Raw genomic sequence first — 16,540 nt, 5'->3', positions numbered from 1 at the left:
AAGGGAACACCCATGGGTATGGGGTGTTCCCTTAGTCGGTTCGTATATTATTTCCTACGATGGCATTACCCATATCAGGTGTGTGGGTCGAAGCGTCACGCTTCCTCTCAGCCTGTGCACAAGCTCCCCTTTATGTGGTTGTGGTTTCATTATAGCGGTGGGACGGGTGGGTGTCAAGGTTCCAAGCCTAATACTTAAATTCCCGCTCCGTCCGATTCCAATGGGGATTTTCTTGCCAAAGCTGTTCGGCGGTATCGGCCCATTTTTCAGAGACGGCCTTGCATTTGTCGCAGAGGTCGTGGACATCCTCGGGGCTTTCCATATCTGTGGAGTGGGCACCGGAGGCATCCACCATTTTGGCTAAGGCACCGTAGTTGTCTAAGAGTGGGCAGGGGCGCAGCATATTGTCATTAAAGGGCTGACCTTCTTTGTAGGCCATAAAAAGGGGGGACTGGTAGGCTTCCAAAAGGGTTTTGTCATAGATATTGGAGTCGGAATAGTGGATAAAGGCACAGGGTTCAATATCTCCGGCAGCATTGATATGGAGGTAGTTCCGTCCCCCGGCGATGCAGCCCCGGACATATTCCCCATCGTTCCAGAAATCCATGGTGAAGATGGGCTTGGTTTTTCGGAATTTCCGAATTTGATGGTACATATATTTCCGCTGCTCATCAGTGGCTAAAAGCTCAGGGACGGCATCTTTACCCACGGGCATGTAGGTAAAGAACCAGGCAAATTTAGCCCCCTTGGCGATGAGGTCGTCGATGTATGCTTCACTGCCAATGACTTCCGTATTGGTCCTGGTGTAGCAGCAGGACACGCCAAAGGGCAGTTTATGCCGACGTAGGATTTCCATTGCCGCAATGACCTTATCGTAGGTCCCTTCACCCCGGCGGCTGTCTGTGGCTTCTCCAAAGCCTTCCACGGAGATGGCCGGAACAAAGTTTTTCACCCGGAGCATTTCTTCGGCAAAGGCATCATCAATGAGCGTCCCGTTGGTAAAGGAGAGGAACTGGCAGTCCGAATGTTCTTCACAGAGACGGATGATGTCCTTTTTTCGTACCAGGGGTTCCCCACCGGTAAAGATATACATATAGGTGCCCATTTTTTTACCCTGACTGACGATATCGCTGAGGGTGGCGTAGTCCATATTGGTGTTTTTGCCGTATTCTGCGGCCCAGCAGCCGATGCAGTGGAGGTTGCAGGCGGTGGTAGGGTCTAAAAGAATGGCCCAGGGAATATTACACTGGTATTTTTCACGATAGGCATCCCCCCGGGGCAGTCCGATGAGAGCACTGTTAACAATAAAATTCTTGAAGGTGGTCTTGCGGACGTCGGTGTCCACATCATTCCAGAGACTCATCATCAGCTGATACCAATTATTGTCGGGGTCGTCAAGGACCTCCCGGAAGAGCGTTCTGAAGGAAAGGAACATGTCCCCCCGATCAAAGCGATCCACCCAATCCAGCAGCTTGGGGAGGTTCTTTTCCGGGTCCTTATCTAAATAATTCAGTGCCACATTCACAGCAGAAGCCTTGATGGTTTCCTTTACCGTTTTATCTGCCATTTTTAATCACAATCCTTTCTCATGCTGTTCATTCATACCAGTATAGCCTTCATTACTGAAGAATGCTTTAGACATTTTATGCTTTTTGCCAGGATTCCCCCTAAATTCGATAAAGGTTAAGGGACCACCCCGATACTCGAGGTGGTCCCTTGGTCAATCAACAGAAATCATAAGGTTTAGATGGATCAGAAATCGATGGAGGTTCCGTAATAAATAGCCTTAAGCAGCTTCGTCATGAGTGGGACATCAATGGCACGGGGGTTGGAACCGGTGCAGGCATCCTCCACAGCCAGGCTGGCCACAAAGTCCAGTTTTTCAAGGAATTCATCCTCGGGGATTCCAAAATCCTTCATGGTATTGGGAATGTCCATGGCAAGGTTGAATTGCTCGATGAGTGCACAGAGGGCTTCTTTTAGGGTTTCATCATCATCACCGGTGAGTCCCAGGGCACGGGCAATTTCAGCGTAACGGGCACAGGCCTGGGAATCCTTAGCATTGAATCGGATGACATAGGGCAGGTAGATGGCGTTGGCACAGCCATGGGGAATATGCCCGATGGCGTAGGCCGGACCTGTTTTATGGGCGATGGAGTGGGTAATGCCCAACAGTGCATTGCTAAAGGCCATCCCCGCCAGACACTGAGCATAGTGCATTTGTTCCCGGGCAGCCATATCCCCGTTGTAGGAAGGCTTAAGGTACTCCCGGATCATAACGATGGCCTGGAGGGCCAGGGGATCGGTAAAGGGAGAGTGCAGGGTAGAGACATAGGCCTCAATGGCGTGGGTCAGGGCGTCCATCCCGGTGTGGGCGGTAAGCTTGGCGGGCATGGTTTCAGCCAGTTCCGGATCGACAATGGCTACATCCGGAGTGATATTGAAGTCAGCCAGGGGATACTTCGTTCCCTTAGTGTAATCCGTAATGACCGAAAAGGCCGTTACCTCGGTAGCGGTACCAGAGGTCGAAGGAATGGCAAGGAATTTTGCTTTCTGCCGCAGGGTGGGGAAGGAAAAGGGCTGGATGATTTCCTCAAAGGTGGTTTCGGGGTATTCATAAAAGACCCACATGGCCTTTGCCGCATCGATGGGGGAGCCGCCGCCCATGGCAATAATCCAGTCGGGCTGGAATTCCCGCATGGCTTGCGCTCCCTTCATTACGGTTTCCACGGATGGATCAGGCTCCACCCCTTCGAAAACCTGGGTCTCAATCCCTGCTTCCTTTAAATAGTCCTGGACTTTGTCCACAAAGCCAAAGCGTTTCATGGAGCCGCCGCCAAGGACGATGATGGCGCGTTGACCATCTAATGTTTTTAACTGTTCCAGGGCACCCTTGCCCCAGTATAAATCACGGGGTAATGTAAATCGATTCATAATAGCCTCCTTTTATTGTCGATTGTTTGTTAAATGATTAACGAAATGTTTACAGGTAGAATTATACGATAAGGCTTTGGGAGAAACAAGGGAAAATACTCGCTAAAGGAATGCCCAAGATTTGATGATAAAAGGGAAAAAATTGTTAAAAATTTATCATCTTTAGTCTGGATCTCTGGATGAGAGGAATAAACATAGACAAAATGCAGGAAAACAGGATATAATATGAAAAACTTTGAAAATTTAAGAGGACGAGGAAATGGTTGAGCATAAAGTGAAGGAACAAACACGAATAGTCGGTGTGAAACAAGGAGGTGCACAGCAATGAGGGGGCGTAAACCGCTGATTGGGGTAACCCCCCAGGTCGGCAAGCTCAAGGGATTTGAGGTCGATGCCAAGGTTGTGCGTCTCTTTCCCCAATATCTGGAAGCTCTGTTGGATGAAGGGGCGATTCCGGTGATTCTTCCCTTTGCGGGAGAAGCCCAGGATATTATCGAGTTAGTGGATGCTATGGATGGCTTCGTTTTTACCGGTGGGGTGGATATTGGCCCGGGCCTGTACGTCCCCGGAGCAGATCCGGAGGACATCAGCCAGCGGGATCGTTTTGAAGTGAAGCTCCTCCATGAGGTCATGGTCCAAAATAAACCCTTTCTGGGAATTTGTCGAGGCCTCCAGCTCATCAATGTCGTCATGGGGGGGACCCTTTATTCTGATCTGAAGCCCGAGGACAGCACCCTGGGCCTTTGCCATGAGCAAGGGGATCATCTGGAGCAGATCTATCATCATCGGGTACAGGTTCAGCCGGGAACGCTGCTGGAACGGATTTGTGGTTGTGGTCAAATGGGGGTGAATAGTCTCCATCATCAGGCCATCGATATCCTGGGAAAGGACCTGGAGGTCCAAGCCATAAGCGACGATGGCCTCATTGAGGCCATTCGTGTGACCACATCGTTTTATGGCTTAGCGGTACAATGGCATCCCGAGTTGATTTTTGAAAAGGACGCCTGCTCCAGAAGGCTTTTCCGGTCCTTTATTCGGGCGACAGGAATATAGAAATATATGGCAGCAACCAATACAGAACATCAATCTGTATTATGAAAGTATAGCAGAAACAGCGGAGGATAAATAATCTGTGGAATATTTAGAAAGACGTCACGCAATGATTGAAGCCTGTCTGTGGCTTGAAAAAGAAGGGATGGTTATCGGGACCTGGGGCAACGTCAGCATGCGCTTGCCCGACGGGAATATCATGGTGACACCGAGCCGTATCGATTATTCTGACCTGAGACCAGAGGATATGGTCATTGTGGATCTCCAGGGTAAAAAGCTGGAAGGGCACAATAATCCGACCTCTGAAATGCATGTCCACCGCCTGATCTACGTTCATCGTCCGGATGTGAGGGCTGTTATTCATTGCCATCCGGTCTATGCCTCGGCGATGTGTGCGGCGACCCATGGCATCCCCGTTATTTTTGAAGAGATGAGCCAAATGATTGGTGGTGAAATCCCCATCACGGATGAATACGTCAATGCCGAACAGCATGTGCGATTGGGTGAGGTCACCGTGGCAGCTCTGGCGGATAAGAATGCCGTACTCATCCGAAATCATGCCCCAGTGTGCGTGGGACGGGATTTAAAAGAAGCACTGTTATGCAGTCAGGTCACAGAGAAGGCTGCAAAATGTTATCTGGCCCTTTGTGGTGGGGTGGAAATTACCACTATTCCCGAGAAATACGTTGAATCAGAGCGCCATCGCTTTCTTTATACTTATGGAAACGAGCAGTAGTTTGGCATGAAACAACCAAAAAGATCGGATTGTCCATAGCCATGGCGGCTTTCTCATTATATAATAGGGTTAACACATAACCTTAGAGAAATGGGGAAGCCACCATGGATTTTTTTAATTTCTACACTGGAAGATGCTTTAATGCGTATACTTATCTAGGCGTCCATCCCATTGGGACAGGCAGCGTTTTTAGAACCTTTGCGCCGATGGCGAGAAATGTTAGCCTCATTGGGGAATTTAGTGGGTGGGACCCCATCCCCATGGAGAAGGTCCACGACGGTAATTTCTGGGAGGTTATTGTCCCAGAGGCAGAAGTGGGGATGATGTACAAATATAAAATCACCGGGGCTGACGGCAGCATCATCGACCACGCCGATCCCTACGGTACTGGTATGGAGCTGCGCCCGGCTAACGCTTCCATCATCCGGAATCTGGAGGAATACACCTTTGGGGACGACGCCTGGATGGCGGCCCGGAGGGCGGGGTTAGCCGAGCCAGTGAATATCTACGAGCTGCACTTGGGCTCCTGGCGCACCAATACGGAGGACGAAAACGGCTGGTACGCTTACGACGAAATCGCTGAACCCCTTGTGGACTACCTGAAGGCCAGCGGTTACAACTACGTGGAATTCATGCCCCTGTCCGAGCACCCCTGTGACGAATCCTGGGGCTATCAGAACACCGGCTTCTACAGCCCCACATCCCGCTATGGCACCGCTGCCCAGCTCATGGCCCTAGTGGATATCCTCCATCAGAACGACATTGGCGTCATTCTGGATTTTGTCCCCATCCACTTTGCCGTGGATGATTATGGCTTGGCCCACTACGATGGCACGGCTCTGTATGAATATCCCTACGAGGCCGTGGGCGTGAGCGAATGGGGAAGCTGCAACTTCATGCATTCCCGGGGAGAGGTTCAGAGTTTCCTCCAGTCTGCGGCAGACTATTGGCTGCGTTACTATCACTTCGATGGTCTGCGTATGGATGCCATTAGCCGCATTCTTTATTGGCAGGGGGATGAAGCTCGAGGGGTCAATGCCAATGGGGTGGAATTCCTTAAAACCATGAACAGTGGCTTAAAGACCCTCTTTCCAAATTGTATGCTCATTGCCGAGGATTCCACCAACTATGGCCAGGTGACCACCCCGGTGAACCAGGGAGGATTGGGCTTTGACTATAAGTGGGACATGGGGTGGATGAATGACACCCTGGATTATTTTAAAAAGACACCGAAAGAGCGTATCGACCACTACCATAAGCTGACCTTTTCCATGGCTTACTTTTATAATGAACACTATCTCCTCCCCCTCTCCCATGACGAGGTGGTCCACGGTAAGGCGACGATTATTAACAAGATGTATGGGGACTACGTCATGAAATTCCCCCAAGCCCGGGCCCTATACCTCTACATGATGGCCCACCCCGGGAAAAAGCTGAATTTTATGGGGAACGAAATCGGCCAGTTTAGGGAATGGGATGAAAAGCGAGAGCAGGATTGGGATTTGCGAAAGTATCCCCTTCACGATGGGTTTTACCATTTTATGGCGGATTTAAACCGACTCTATTTGGAGCATCCAGCCCTCAGTGCCCAGGATTACCATCGCCAGGGTTTTGAATGGCTGGATTGCGAGCAGGATGGAACCTGTACGTACGCCTTTATTCGCCGGGGTGGAGGGGAAGCCCTGCTGGCTATCTTTAATTTTGGGGCGGAAGCCCAGGTGGACTATACCCTGGAGGGATTGACGGGCGGCCGTCCGAAAATTCTATTCAGAACAGAGGAAGCCCTCTATGGCGGAGAATTGCCTAAGGGGCAAAAGGGGCTTCACTACAAGCAGGCCAAGGACGGTACCTTTACCCTAAATCTGGATTTGCTGGCCTTTAGCGGGATACTCCTGGCATTGCCAGAAAAGAAAAAAGAAAGGGAATAAGGGAGCCAAAAAGGATCTGAGCATCGACACTGTCGATGTCCAGATCCTTTTTGATTTGGAACTTTTTAAATGGAAGGACTTAGTGATGCACTCTTTTACCCAGGAGTGCCGTCAGGCCCAGAGAAAGAACTAGGGCAAAGCCCAGGGATAGCCTTGGGGGTTCCACCGCAATACCCGTATGGGGATTGGTGGATGCCACTGTGGGGCTGTTTTCTTCAGTCGGGACCGTTGGGGTGGGGGTAACTGGAACCTCGGTGACCTTCACCGCACTGTTAGCCAGTGCCTTCTCCGGTGCCACCGCGTAGGGGGTGAGCATATCCTTAAGAACCGGCATAAAGGCAAAGGTGCCCTTTTCGCTCACTAAATCGCTCATCTGGGTATAGGTCCCGTCGGTAAAGAAGGCGGACATGGCTGCCCGTGCCCCTTCCCCCACCATTTGCAGGGCGGTCAGGCCGGTATTAGGGTCGTCATATACCTGGTCGACGGAACGGGAGGCTTTTCCACCAGCGTCTCTATTAAAGGTACAATCCGTTAATGCACTGACCCGGCCCCCACCTAAAACACCACCATAATAGACCACCTTCACTTTGATTTGGGCATCAACATCCTTGGTATCCAGGGATGGATTGGTGTGGCTGCCGTCCACAGGTCCTGCGCTGTAGCAGCGAATAAGGATGGGGGAATCCACATCGGCAATCCCTAAAATACCGCCGCTGTAGCAGTGATACTCCAGGGGGTCCATGGTTTGGGTGTAAAGATTGCCGAGGTTAAAGCAATCGGTGATGGGCATACCTGAGCGGGAGGCAATGCCCCCCATCGCGTTGTAGCCATCGCCTTTATCATCCAACAGGGTGTTGGATAAATCTCCAGTATTGTAGCAGCGGCTGATGGTTGAACGGCTGTAGCCGCTAATGCCCCCAATATAGCCCTTGGCGGATATCTTTCCTGTATTGATGCATCCAGAAATGGTTAAAACCGAAGGCGATCGAACCAAGCCACCGGCGTTGTTTTCATCGCCACCGACAATCCCCCCAACCCGGGTGACGGCTTCAATACTTCCACTGTTGGTACAGCCCTTGATGAAGATGCTATCGGTGCTGCCTTCGGGACAGGTTACGTTTTGGTTGTAAGAGCCGACAATCCCACCAGTCCACAGGCCGTAGACATTTTGAATAATGGTCCCGGTATTCATGCAGTTTTCCAGCTTGCCATCGGCCAGCTGCCCGGCAATTCCTCCGGTGACGCTATAGCCGAGGTAATGGCACCATTATTGGTGCAGTCGGAAATTTGAACTGGAAGGGTAGGGATGGTCTTTTCATCGACACCAAAGGTTTGGTGTCGGCCGACAATTCCCCCGGTACCATCGCCCATGGTCCGTGTATCGTCGTTCAAACAGGTTATTGTGGCATTATTCGTACAATTTGTGATGCTCCCGGTGGGTGTCCCCTTGCTAAGGGTAAAGAGGTTCATTCCAACGATCCCCCCGCAGAGCATCCCGGTGCGGGTGATGGTGGTGTTCTGTTCCGTTTTACAATCCACCACCGTCCCATTATTTATTCCGACGATACCGCCACAGCCTGAAAAGAGACTGCCATTCGGGGTGCGTTGAAGGTCCTCTACATCAATGATGCCGCTGAAGGTGCAGCCCTGGATATTCCCCTGGCTGAGGGCGGCAATACTGCCAACATTCCCGATTCCGGTGATTTCCCCCTGGATATTGAGGTCCTGGATATTTCCGTCAGTGGTAAGCAGTGCAACAAACCCCAGGTTTGTCCCCTGGGCAACACTGCTTTCATCATTGGCGATGGACAGCCCGGAGATGGTGTGGCCATTGCCCAGGAAGGTCCCGGCAAAGGTGGTAATGGGAATCCAGGGCTCCGTAAGCTGAAGATCATTTTCTAGGGACACGGTCACATCCTTGTAATGTGCTGGGGCCTGGGAGACGGATAACCCAAAGTCGATAAGATCCTGGGGGGTCGTGATTGTTGTGATATCGGGGGATGGGGGTACCGTGGTTTTGGAATCCTGGCTCGAAAAGAGTGTGTCAATGGCAGCATCCGTCAGGTTAAACGCAATGACCTTAGGGTCCAAAGTACTGGCATTTTTGTCAGTAGTCGTTGAATTTGCCGCTAAAACACCACTGGTGGTACAGAGGCAGAAAAGTATTATCATTAAAAGCCCGATTCCTATTTTTTTCATCGTCATCCTCCGTTTTTCTTTAATTTTAACACGTCGGTTTCCGGAATGCATCTGTATTTAAGGAAGGAATGTGGGATTTTAGGGGTTTTTGTATAACAAAAGGTGGAAAAATGGTTTTTCTCTTGACATATGTAACGATTCCGTCGTATAATAATCGTGTAATACAAAAGTAATATAAAAATACAAATGTATTACTATTGTTGAGATAGAAACCATATGTCATAATAGTAATATAACGATTGACGGAGGTTTTTATGGAAGATCGTAGCTTGTATATTAAAATTGCACATTGGTATTACACCCTGGGCCTCACCCAGGATGAAATCGCAAAGCGTTTGGGAACAACCCGGCAGCGGGTCAACCGAATCATCAATTCCCTGTTGGATTTAGGGATTGTGACCATTACAGTCAATGGCTTTAATGGTGGGAAGGTCAAGGAAGAAGCGGCCATCGAGGAGCATTATGGCCTCCGGCGCGTCATCATCGCCAAGACCTATGGTGAGGAGGATTTCCGACCGGCTCTGGCTGAACGGGCGGCCCGCTATTTAGAGGAAGAAATCGGCCAAGGAATGACCATTGGGGTGTCCTGGGGGGAAACCCTGGCAGGGACCATCTCCCGGCTATCCTATATGAATCGCGGAGATTGTCGAGTGGTCCAGATGGTGGGTGCTCAGAATATTGATGTGGATATGGTCAAGTCGGATGAAATTGCCAGAATTTTGGCGGATAAGCTGGATTGTGTGTCCTATATGCTTTACGCCCCAGCCATGCTGGAAAAAGAAGAAACAAAAAAGCTCCTCATGGAGGAGCGGACGATTCGACATACCTTTGAAATCATGCGCCAGTGTGATATGGCGCTCTTTGGAATCGGACAGCTTAGCCACAATGCCACGATGTACAGCCGCGGCATCATGCGGAGTGAAGATATTGACAGAATCCGAGGCGAGGGGTTCGTGGGGGACTTGTGTATTAATCCGATTCGACAGGATGGTAGCTACACGGGGTGTACGGCCCGAAAACGTTTTGTCAGTGCGAATATGGATTTGATTAAATCCATTCCTAATGTCACCGCCATTGCGGGAGGGCTGGATAAGGTAGAGGCCATTATGGCCTGTCTCAATTCCGGGGCTATTGACACGCTGATTTTGGACGATTGCACGGCCAGTGCTATTGTTAGCGCATTATCACAAAATTCGATGGATTCCACGGAGGTGGATGATATAAATTAAACGGGAATATCAGACCCTTGGGGGGAGCTGGTATTCTACACTCAGGAGGAGGGTCTGATGAAGTACATCATTGGAATTGATGCCGGGACGTCCAACGTCAAGGCAGTGCTGTTTGACACGGCAGGAAAAGAACTGGCGGTAGAAAGCCTGGAGAATGAGCCTATCTACATTGGGGATGTTGAAGTCGAGCAGAATATGAATCTGCTGTGGGATAAGGTTGCGTTGTGTATCAAAAATCTGGTGGCCAGCGGCCCGGCAAAGGCAGAGGAAATCCTTGGCATTGGCGTAACGGCCCAGGGGGAAGGAATCTGGCTCATTGATGCGGAAGGACAGCCAGTCCAGGATGCGATTCTGTGGTGTGATGGCCGGGCGACAGAGGAAGTCAGGGTTGTAACAGAAGATGAACCTCAGTTGGGGGCGCTCATTCATCGGATTACGGGAACACCAGCACTAACAGGCACTCAGCTGATGTTGTTATCCTGGATGAAAAACAATCGAAAAGAAGTCTTGGATCAAGCCAGTCATATGCTCTTTTGCAAGGATTGGGTACGGTATAAACTCACGGGTCTCCTGGGGGGCGATTTAAGTGATACCGGGACTTCTTTGATGGATTCCGATAAAGGCGTCGTTGCAAAAGATATGTTAAAAACCCTGGGGTTGGAGGAATACATTTCCTATATTCCAGAAATTAGCACCTCTGATACCATTGCAGGTGGTGTGACCGCCGAGATGGCAGAATTCCTGGGACTGAAGCCTGGGACGCCCGTTATCACTGGGGCCATCGATGTGGTGGCCAGTGCAGTGGGGATTGGTGCTGTTGGGGAAAATGATGTCTGCGTCATCCTGGGAACCACCTGTGCCAATGAAAGCTTCATTAAGCGGGAACGTTGTGAGTTTGGCAAAGAAGGCACCCGCTACGAAAAGCACGCGGTGGGAGATTTGTTTATGAATCTCATGCCAACCATGAATGGTACCCCCAATCTGGACTGGGTGTTGGAAGAAATCGCCATGACCAAGGATTTCTCTAAAATTGACATTATGATTGCCGATGTGCCTGCTGGCAGCGGTGGGGTGATTTACCATCCCTATATCAGTGCAGCTGGGGAACGGTCTCCATTTTACAACCCTGATGCCAAGGCGAATTTCTTTGGAATCAGCGCCAAAACCGGTCGGGCGGAGCTGACCCATGCGGTGTACGAGGGCATTACTCTGTCCATTAAAGACTGCCTGGCCGATGTGGAGGTGGATGCCAACGCCAAGGTTTATCTGGCCGGAGGTGGTGCTAAAAGTGCCATTTGGGCCCAGATGATTGCCGACGTGCTGGGAATGCAGGTGGTTATCTCCGATGGGGCGGAGTTGGGAGCCAAGGGAGCCGCCATGATGATGGGGGTTGCAGCAGGCGAATACAAGAATTATATCGATGCCGCCAGGCAATGCTGCCGGGCTACCCAGGTGTATTTTCCCAATTTAGAAAATACGGCAATTTACCAAGAGGTGTACACACTTTACAAGGCTATTCGCGTGGCCAATGCTGATTTGTGGCATGAACGGGCACGCCTGTTAAAGCGTATTAAGAACGGCGAATTTTCAATCCAGGAGGACTAAGACATGAAGATTTTTTTTACAGCGGAGTACGACGAGGAAGCACTGACCCCTTTATACAGCATTGGTGAGGTCGTGAAGGATGGCTGGGCCATTGGCTTGGCAAAAATGTCAGAAGAAGAGTTTGCCGAAAAAGCAGCAGATGCGGATATCATCATCACCAGCTACGACGATGTCACCCGCAAGGTCATTGAAAATGCACCAAACTTAAAGCTCATTGCTGTGACCCGGGCGACCCCGGTTAATGTGGATATGGAAGCAGCTAAAGAACGGGGTATCCCGGTGATTTACACACCAGGCCGTAACTCAGACACCACTGCAGAAATGACCATTGGTTTAATGTTATCTGTGGCACGACGGATTCCTATGGCTTACCGGGCCCTTAAAGAGGGTCAATTCACTGCTGATCCCAATTTTGTGAAGGAAACCAAGGATGGATTAAAGGTCGATATGGTGTGGGATATGAAGCCCGGTGCGCCTTACATGGTCTTTAAGGGGACTCAACTTAAGGGGAGTACCCTTGGGATTGTCGGTTATGGCAGCATCGGTCGGAGAGTCGGTAAAATCGCCAGTGCTATCGGGATGGAACTGCTGATCTACGATCCCTTTTGCTGTCCCATTGATATTGAAGGCGTGGGCATTAAAAAGGTGGAAAAGCTGGAAGATCTCATGGCCGGTTCCGATTTCATCACCTGTCATATGAAGATTACCCCGGAAACCACAGGAATCATTAGCCGGGAGATGATTGGGAAAATGAAGCCCACTGCCTATTTTATTAATAGCTCTCGGGGTGCCATCCTCGATGAAGACGCCCTGGTGGATGCCCTGAAGGAAAACCGCATTGCCGGTGCCGCCTTCGATGTTTACGCCTCAGAGCCCATTGCCAGTAACCATCCGTATATTACGGAACTCAACAATGTGGTCATCACCCCCCATATTGCCGGAGCCACCGATGCGGTACTGACCAACCACACCCGCCAATTCGTAGAGGATGTACAGCGTTTTGTGGATGGCGGACGGCTGTTATACGAGTATCGTGCGTAGTTGGCCTGCCGATTTGTCTTTGAATGGAAAATTTAAAAAAGTGAAGGAGAAACTTTCATGTTGTTAGAAAAAGAACGTCAGGATGTCGTAAAATATTGTCAGAAGCTCATTACCTCTGGTTTGACCAAAGGAACCGGCGGAAATATCAGTATTTTAAATCGGGAAAAGGGACTTTTCGCCATTAGCCCCTCGGGAATCGATTATTTTGAAACAGAACCTGAGGATGTGGTGGTCATGGACCTTGAAGGGAATATTGTGGATGGCAAGCGTAAGCCCTCCAGCGAGCATGGCCTCCACCGGATCTTCTATACCGATCGGGATGACATTGATGCCGTGGTTCACACCCATTCCACTTACGCTACGGTGTTAGCGACCATCCGTGAAGGGTTGCCGGCCTCCAGTTATCTGGTTGCTTTCTCGGGTTTAGATGTGCGCTGTGGTGATTATGCTTCCTTTGGAACACCGGAGCTGGCGACACTAACCTTTGAAGCCATGAAGGATCGTTATGCGGCTATTATGGCCAACCACGGACTGATTGGCGGCGGGGAGGATATCCTCAATGCTTTCAATATTGTCGAGGAAATCGAACAATGCTGTAAGGTCTATGTTTACGCCCGGTCCATTGGGACCCCGGTGATTTTGGATGAAGCTGAAATGGAAAAAATGATTGATAAGTTCCATAACTCCTATGGTCAGAAAAAGGCCAAGGCGGATATGGAAGGATAAACGTAAAAAAGCCACCGTGTTTGGAGTCCCCGACACGGTGGCTTTTTTGTATTTGGGGGCAAAAAATGGGGCCTTGGCCCCAGGAAAAGTATAAAAAGCACTGCAGAAAAACGGGTTGTCCTTTTGACTGTTTTTCTAGTTAAAAACCAGATATAATGCAGATATAGCAAGGAGGAGGGTAAGAATGAAAAAAAGATCGCGCGATATTCTCGTTTCATTTGAAAACCAAAGAATGCCCTTTACCATTGAGGAATGTGCCGAGCAATTCGGGATATCACCCCGGACGGTCCGCCACGATATTCAGGAGATCAACGATTTCCTAAGCAGCCATGGATATAAGGCGTTGGGCATTGATGGCACAACGATCATCAACCCCATGTCCGACGTGGAATTACAGGGGGCTATCGAAAAAATCCAAGGCTTTTATTGCTATAAGCTATCCCCGGAGGAGCGTCAGCTTTTAATTCAAATTATGCTGATTCATGGCGAGGGTTATCAAACGTATTCCCAAATTGCCGATGAATTAATGGTGAGCCGGGTCACCATTATCAATGACTTGGTGAAGGTAAAGGCATGGTTTGCGTATCGGAACCTCCAGGTAGAGTCCCTTTCCAATAAGGGCATTCGACTGTGTGGAACAGAGATTAGCCGTCGGCGAGCCATTATAGAGTCGGTGAGCAGTGTTTATGGATCGGTCCAGGAAAAACCTGTGGTGGTCGAATATATTGAAGATCTGGCGGAAACGGCCTTTTCAAAGGATACTGTTGAATTTTTAAGATGTCAGATTATTCGCCAGGAGGCCATCCATGGGAACTACTTGACGGATCAGTCCTTTACAATACTGATTTTCTATCTGTCTTATGTGTTTTTTCGTATCAGCCAGGGGAAGGTGGTGCAGTTGGAAGATGGGGGACCGGGGGTGAATCGGATGGCCGCCGATTTGCTGGAATCCATGGGTGAGTACTGGGGAATGGATATGCCAGAGGGGGAGGCGCAATTCCTGAGTTTAATCCTGGATTCACTGCATTATATTAAGAAGTCTAAAAGGGATGAGAAGATCATTATGCTTCAAGTCCAAACCCGCCGATTTATCGAAATCATTTCAACGGCGCTCAAGCTTGATTTGAACCACGATTATGTTTTTTATCAGGATCTGGCCAACCCATCATTGTCCAGCACTGCCATATGCCGTCGAATAACGCGGTGGTCCGGCAGATTGCCCAACAGAATAAAGTGCTCTCTGCGGTCGTAAAAGAAAATATTGGAATTCTTGAGGAAAATATGAGCCATCATTTTGATCAGGATGAGCAGGATTATATCATCGTTCATTTCTGTGCCGCTATGGAGCGTCTGAAATGGAAGGAGCATGATTTTCGGGTGGTGGTGGTCTGCGGGAATGGCATTGGGACGGCCCAAGTGCTGACGGTAAAGCTTCGGTCCAGATTTGGCTTTAATATCATGGGGGTGACGTCTGTCCATGGCTTACAGCAAATGGATTGCCGGGAGGTTGATTTAATCATTACAACGACGGCACTGAAAGAAAGCCCCTGTCCCTATATTGTGGTGAGCCCCCTGATTTCTGAGGCAGATGTCCTCAGGATTTCCAGGGCTTTTAATGAAATCACAGAACAAAGTGGCGGGAGTGCCAATGTATTCCAGGAATCTCAGGGGATCGGGGATACGGCTGGGGAAGGCTTGATGACCTTTATGGAATCAAAGCTTGATGAAATGGAAGGGCTGGAGTGTCAGGATAAGGCCATGATTCTTGAAAATATCAAAGGCTTCTTCGAGAATTACCAGTTATCTTCCACCCCCTTTCTTCATGAGCTGCTCATACCTGAGCATATTGTGTTAGATATGGACTGCAGTAACTATTCTGAGGCCATTGCCGCAGCAGGACAAATCCTTTTGGACGGGGGCTTCATCGACGGGTGTTATATTGAGGCCATGGTTGAGAATATTGAGAAAAATGGGCCTTATATTGTGGTTTCAGAAGGGTTTGCCGTACCCCATGCCGGCTTTGATGCAGGGAGTAAGGCGGTGGGGATGTCTTTAATCCGTCTGGAGAATTCTGTGGATTTTAATACAAAGACGGGTTCCCCCATATGGGTTGACTATGTATGCTGCCTATCCACCGTTGACGATCAACAGCATCTTAAGGCATTTTTCCATTTGGTGAATATTCTGACAGATCCCAGGGTAAAAGAAGATTTTCACAGGGCAGAATCGCCAAAGCAGTTCGCCCAGATGATTAAGGATTATGAATTAAAACTGATTTTAAAGGATAAAGAAAGAAGATAGGGAGGTCATTGACCGTGATTTGGGAACAACTTAATGTAGATTTGATGATGGTGCAGGCAGTCGTTGGTGATCAAATCGATTTATTAATCGAAATGGGGGATCGCTTTGTGGCAGGGGGCTACTGTAAGCCGATGTTTACCGAGGCGGTTATTCACCGGGAGAGGCTGTATCCAACGGGGATTCAGCTGGAGCGAATTGGGGTTGCTATTCCCCACGCCGATTCGGAATTTGTGATAAAGGAAGCGGTTGGGTTTGCCATCCTGAAGGAGCCGGTATGTTTCCAGCAAATGGGCGGAACCTCAGATGAAGAACCCTTGGCGGTGTCCATGGTCATCATGCTGGCGTCCATGGGACGGGATCATATCGATCTTCTGCAATGTATCGTATCCTTGTTACAGGATAATGTGGTGCTGGATCGATTGTTAGGAGCCACTGAGGAAAATGAGATGATTCAGATTATTAAAAAATGGGAGGAGCATCAATGAGAATTTATAAAGTATTATCCGTTTGTGGAACAGGTATCGCCACTTCCACGGTTGCCTCTGAAAAATGCAGGGAGATGCTGGAAGAACGGGGGATATCACCCATTGAGGTGTTGGAGTGTAAGGTTTCAGAGGTGTTGACCGCAGCCGAAAGTTATCGGCCGGATGTCATTATTCACACCGCTGAAATACCAACGGATGCGCTGAGGGACTTTAAGACCTTCCGGGCAATCCAATTTTTAACGGGAATCGGCAAGGAGGCTTTGGCGGATCAAATCGCTGAGTACTTAAAAAGCAAATAAAATCCAT

Annotated in this window: 15 protein-coding genes and 1 riboswitch; of the genes, 11 read left to right on the top strand and 4 right to left on the bottom strand. The window is 49.5% G+C overall.

Going from position 1 to position 16,540, the window contains the following annotated elements:
* Positions 1–33 precede the first annotated feature (33 nt).
* Positions 34–140: riboswitch (TPP riboswitch) on the bottom strand.
* Positions 141–187: 47 nt separating this feature from the next.
* Both BLW33_RS07615 and BLW33_RS07610 read right to left on the bottom strand, forming a co-directional pair.
* Complete coding sequence (locus tag BLW33_RS07615) at positions 188–1,567, bottom strand: radical SAM protein (RefSeq protein WP_090307174.1); 1,380 nt, start codon at positions 1,565–1,567, stop codon at positions 188–190.
* Positions 1,568–1,752: 185 nt separating this feature from the next.
* Positions 1,753–2,934, bottom strand: a complete 1,182-nt coding sequence (locus BLW33_RS07610; RefSeq protein ID WP_090307172.1) for an iron-containing alcohol dehydrogenase — start codon at positions 2,932–2,934, stop codon at positions 1,753–1,755.
* Between the two features lie 324 nt (positions 2,935–3,258).
* On the opposite strand from BLW33_RS07610, the gene BLW33_RS07605 reads away from it, so the two are divergent.
* The 3 genes from BLW33_RS07605 to glgB all read left to right on the top strand — a co-directional run bounded on the left by BLW33_RS07605 (position 3,259) and on the right by glgB (position 6,648).
* Positions 3,259–3,987, top strand: a complete 729-nt coding sequence (locus BLW33_RS07605) for a gamma-glutamyl-gamma-aminobutyrate hydrolase family protein (RefSeq protein ID WP_090307169.1) — start codon at positions 3,259–3,261, stop codon at positions 3,985–3,987.
* Positions 3,988–4,066: 79 nt separating this feature from the next.
* A complete protein-coding gene (locus tag BLW33_RS07600) occupies positions 4,067–4,720 on the top strand; it encodes a class II aldolase/adducin family protein (protein WP_090307167.1) in 654 nt (217 codons plus the stop codon).
* Positions 4,721–4,824: 104 nt separating this feature from the next.
* Positions 4,825–6,648: a 1,4-alpha-glucan branching protein GlgB gene (gene glgB / locus BLW33_RS07595; protein WP_090307165.1), complete on the top strand. Its 1,824-nt coding sequence runs from the start codon at positions 4,825–4,827 to the stop codon at positions 6,646–6,648.
* A 79-nt stretch (positions 6,649–6,727) separates the two neighbouring features.
* On the opposite strand, the gene BLW33_RS07590 is transcribed toward glgB, so the two are convergent.
* Together BLW33_RS07590 and BLW33_RS07585 are read right to left on the bottom strand one after the other, a co-directional pair.
* On the bottom strand, positions 6,728–7,840 hold the full coding sequence (locus BLW33_RS07590) for a hypothetical protein (protein ID WP_090307163.1): 1,113 nt from the start codon (positions 7,838–7,840) through the stop codon (positions 6,728–6,730).
* Positions 7,837–8,847, bottom strand: coding sequence for a hypothetical protein (locus BLW33_RS07585; RefSeq protein WP_090307160.1), 1,011 nt, complete (start codon positions 8,845–8,847; stop codon positions 7,837–7,839). Before BLW33_RS07585 ends, BLW33_RS07590 begins: the two co-directional genes overlap by 4 nt.
* 254 nt (positions 8,848–9,101) lie before the next feature.
* Between BLW33_RS07585 and BLW33_RS07580 the strand changes: the two genes are divergently transcribed.
* The 8 genes from BLW33_RS07580 to BLW33_RS07545 all read left to right on the top strand — a co-directional run bounded on the left by BLW33_RS07580 (position 9,102) and on the right by BLW33_RS07545 (position 16,533).
* Entirely contained in the window at positions 9,102–10,076 is a 975-nt protein-coding gene (locus BLW33_RS07580; RefSeq protein WP_090307158.1) for a sugar-binding transcriptional regulator, read from the top strand.
* A 57-nt stretch (positions 10,077–10,133) separates the two neighbouring features.
* The gene (locus BLW33_RS07575; RefSeq protein WP_090307156.1) at positions 10,134–11,681 is read left to right on the top strand and encodes an FGGY-family carbohydrate kinase; all 1,548 of its coding nucleotides are present in this window, start codon (positions 10,134–10,136) and stop codon (positions 11,679–11,681) included.
* Between the two features lie 3 nt (positions 11,682–11,684).
* Positions 11,685–12,722 carry a 2-hydroxyacid dehydrogenase gene (locus tag BLW33_RS07570; protein ID WP_090307153.1) on the top strand — a complete coding sequence of 346 codons (1,038 nt, stop codon included), beginning with the start codon at positions 11,685–11,687 and terminating at the stop codon, positions 12,720–12,722.
* A 57-nt stretch (positions 12,723–12,779) separates the two neighbouring features.
* Entirely contained in the window at positions 12,780–13,448 is a 669-nt protein-coding gene (locus BLW33_RS07565; RefSeq protein WP_090307151.1) for an L-fuculose-phosphate aldolase, read from the top strand.
* 184 nt (positions 13,449–13,632) lie between these two features.
* Positions 13,633–14,700 (top strand): BglG family transcription antiterminator, encoded by a 1,068-nt coding sequence (locus tag BLW33_RS07560; protein ID WP_090307148.1) that lies wholly within the window; start codon positions 13,633–13,635, stop codon positions 14,698–14,700.
* Positions 14,634–15,749, top strand: coding sequence for a PTS sugar transporter subunit IIA (locus BLW33_RS07555; protein ID WP_090307145.1), 1,116 nt, complete (start codon positions 14,634–14,636; stop codon positions 15,747–15,749). The genes BLW33_RS07560 and BLW33_RS07555 overlap by 67 nt, the downstream gene beginning before the upstream one ends.
* 14 nt (positions 15,750–15,763) lie before the next feature.
* Entirely contained in the window at positions 15,764–16,234 is a 471-nt protein-coding gene (locus BLW33_RS07550; protein WP_090307143.1) for a PTS sugar transporter subunit IIA, read from the top strand.
* Positions 16,231–16,533, top strand: coding sequence for a PTS sugar transporter subunit IIB (locus tag BLW33_RS07545; protein ID WP_090307141.1), 303 nt, complete (start codon positions 16,231–16,233; stop codon positions 16,531–16,533). Before BLW33_RS07550 ends, BLW33_RS07545 begins: the two co-directional genes overlap by 4 nt.
* Positions 16,534–16,540 lie beyond the last annotated feature (7 nt).

It is taken from the genome of Eubacterium aggregans (genome assembly GCF_900107815.1).
GTDB lineage: Bacteria > Bacillota > Clostridia > Eubacteriales > Eubacteriaceae > Eubacterium_O > Eubacterium_O aggregans.
The sequence above is the reverse complement of the archived record's forward strand: the minus strand, read 5'-3'. Positions and strand labels throughout refer to the sequence as shown.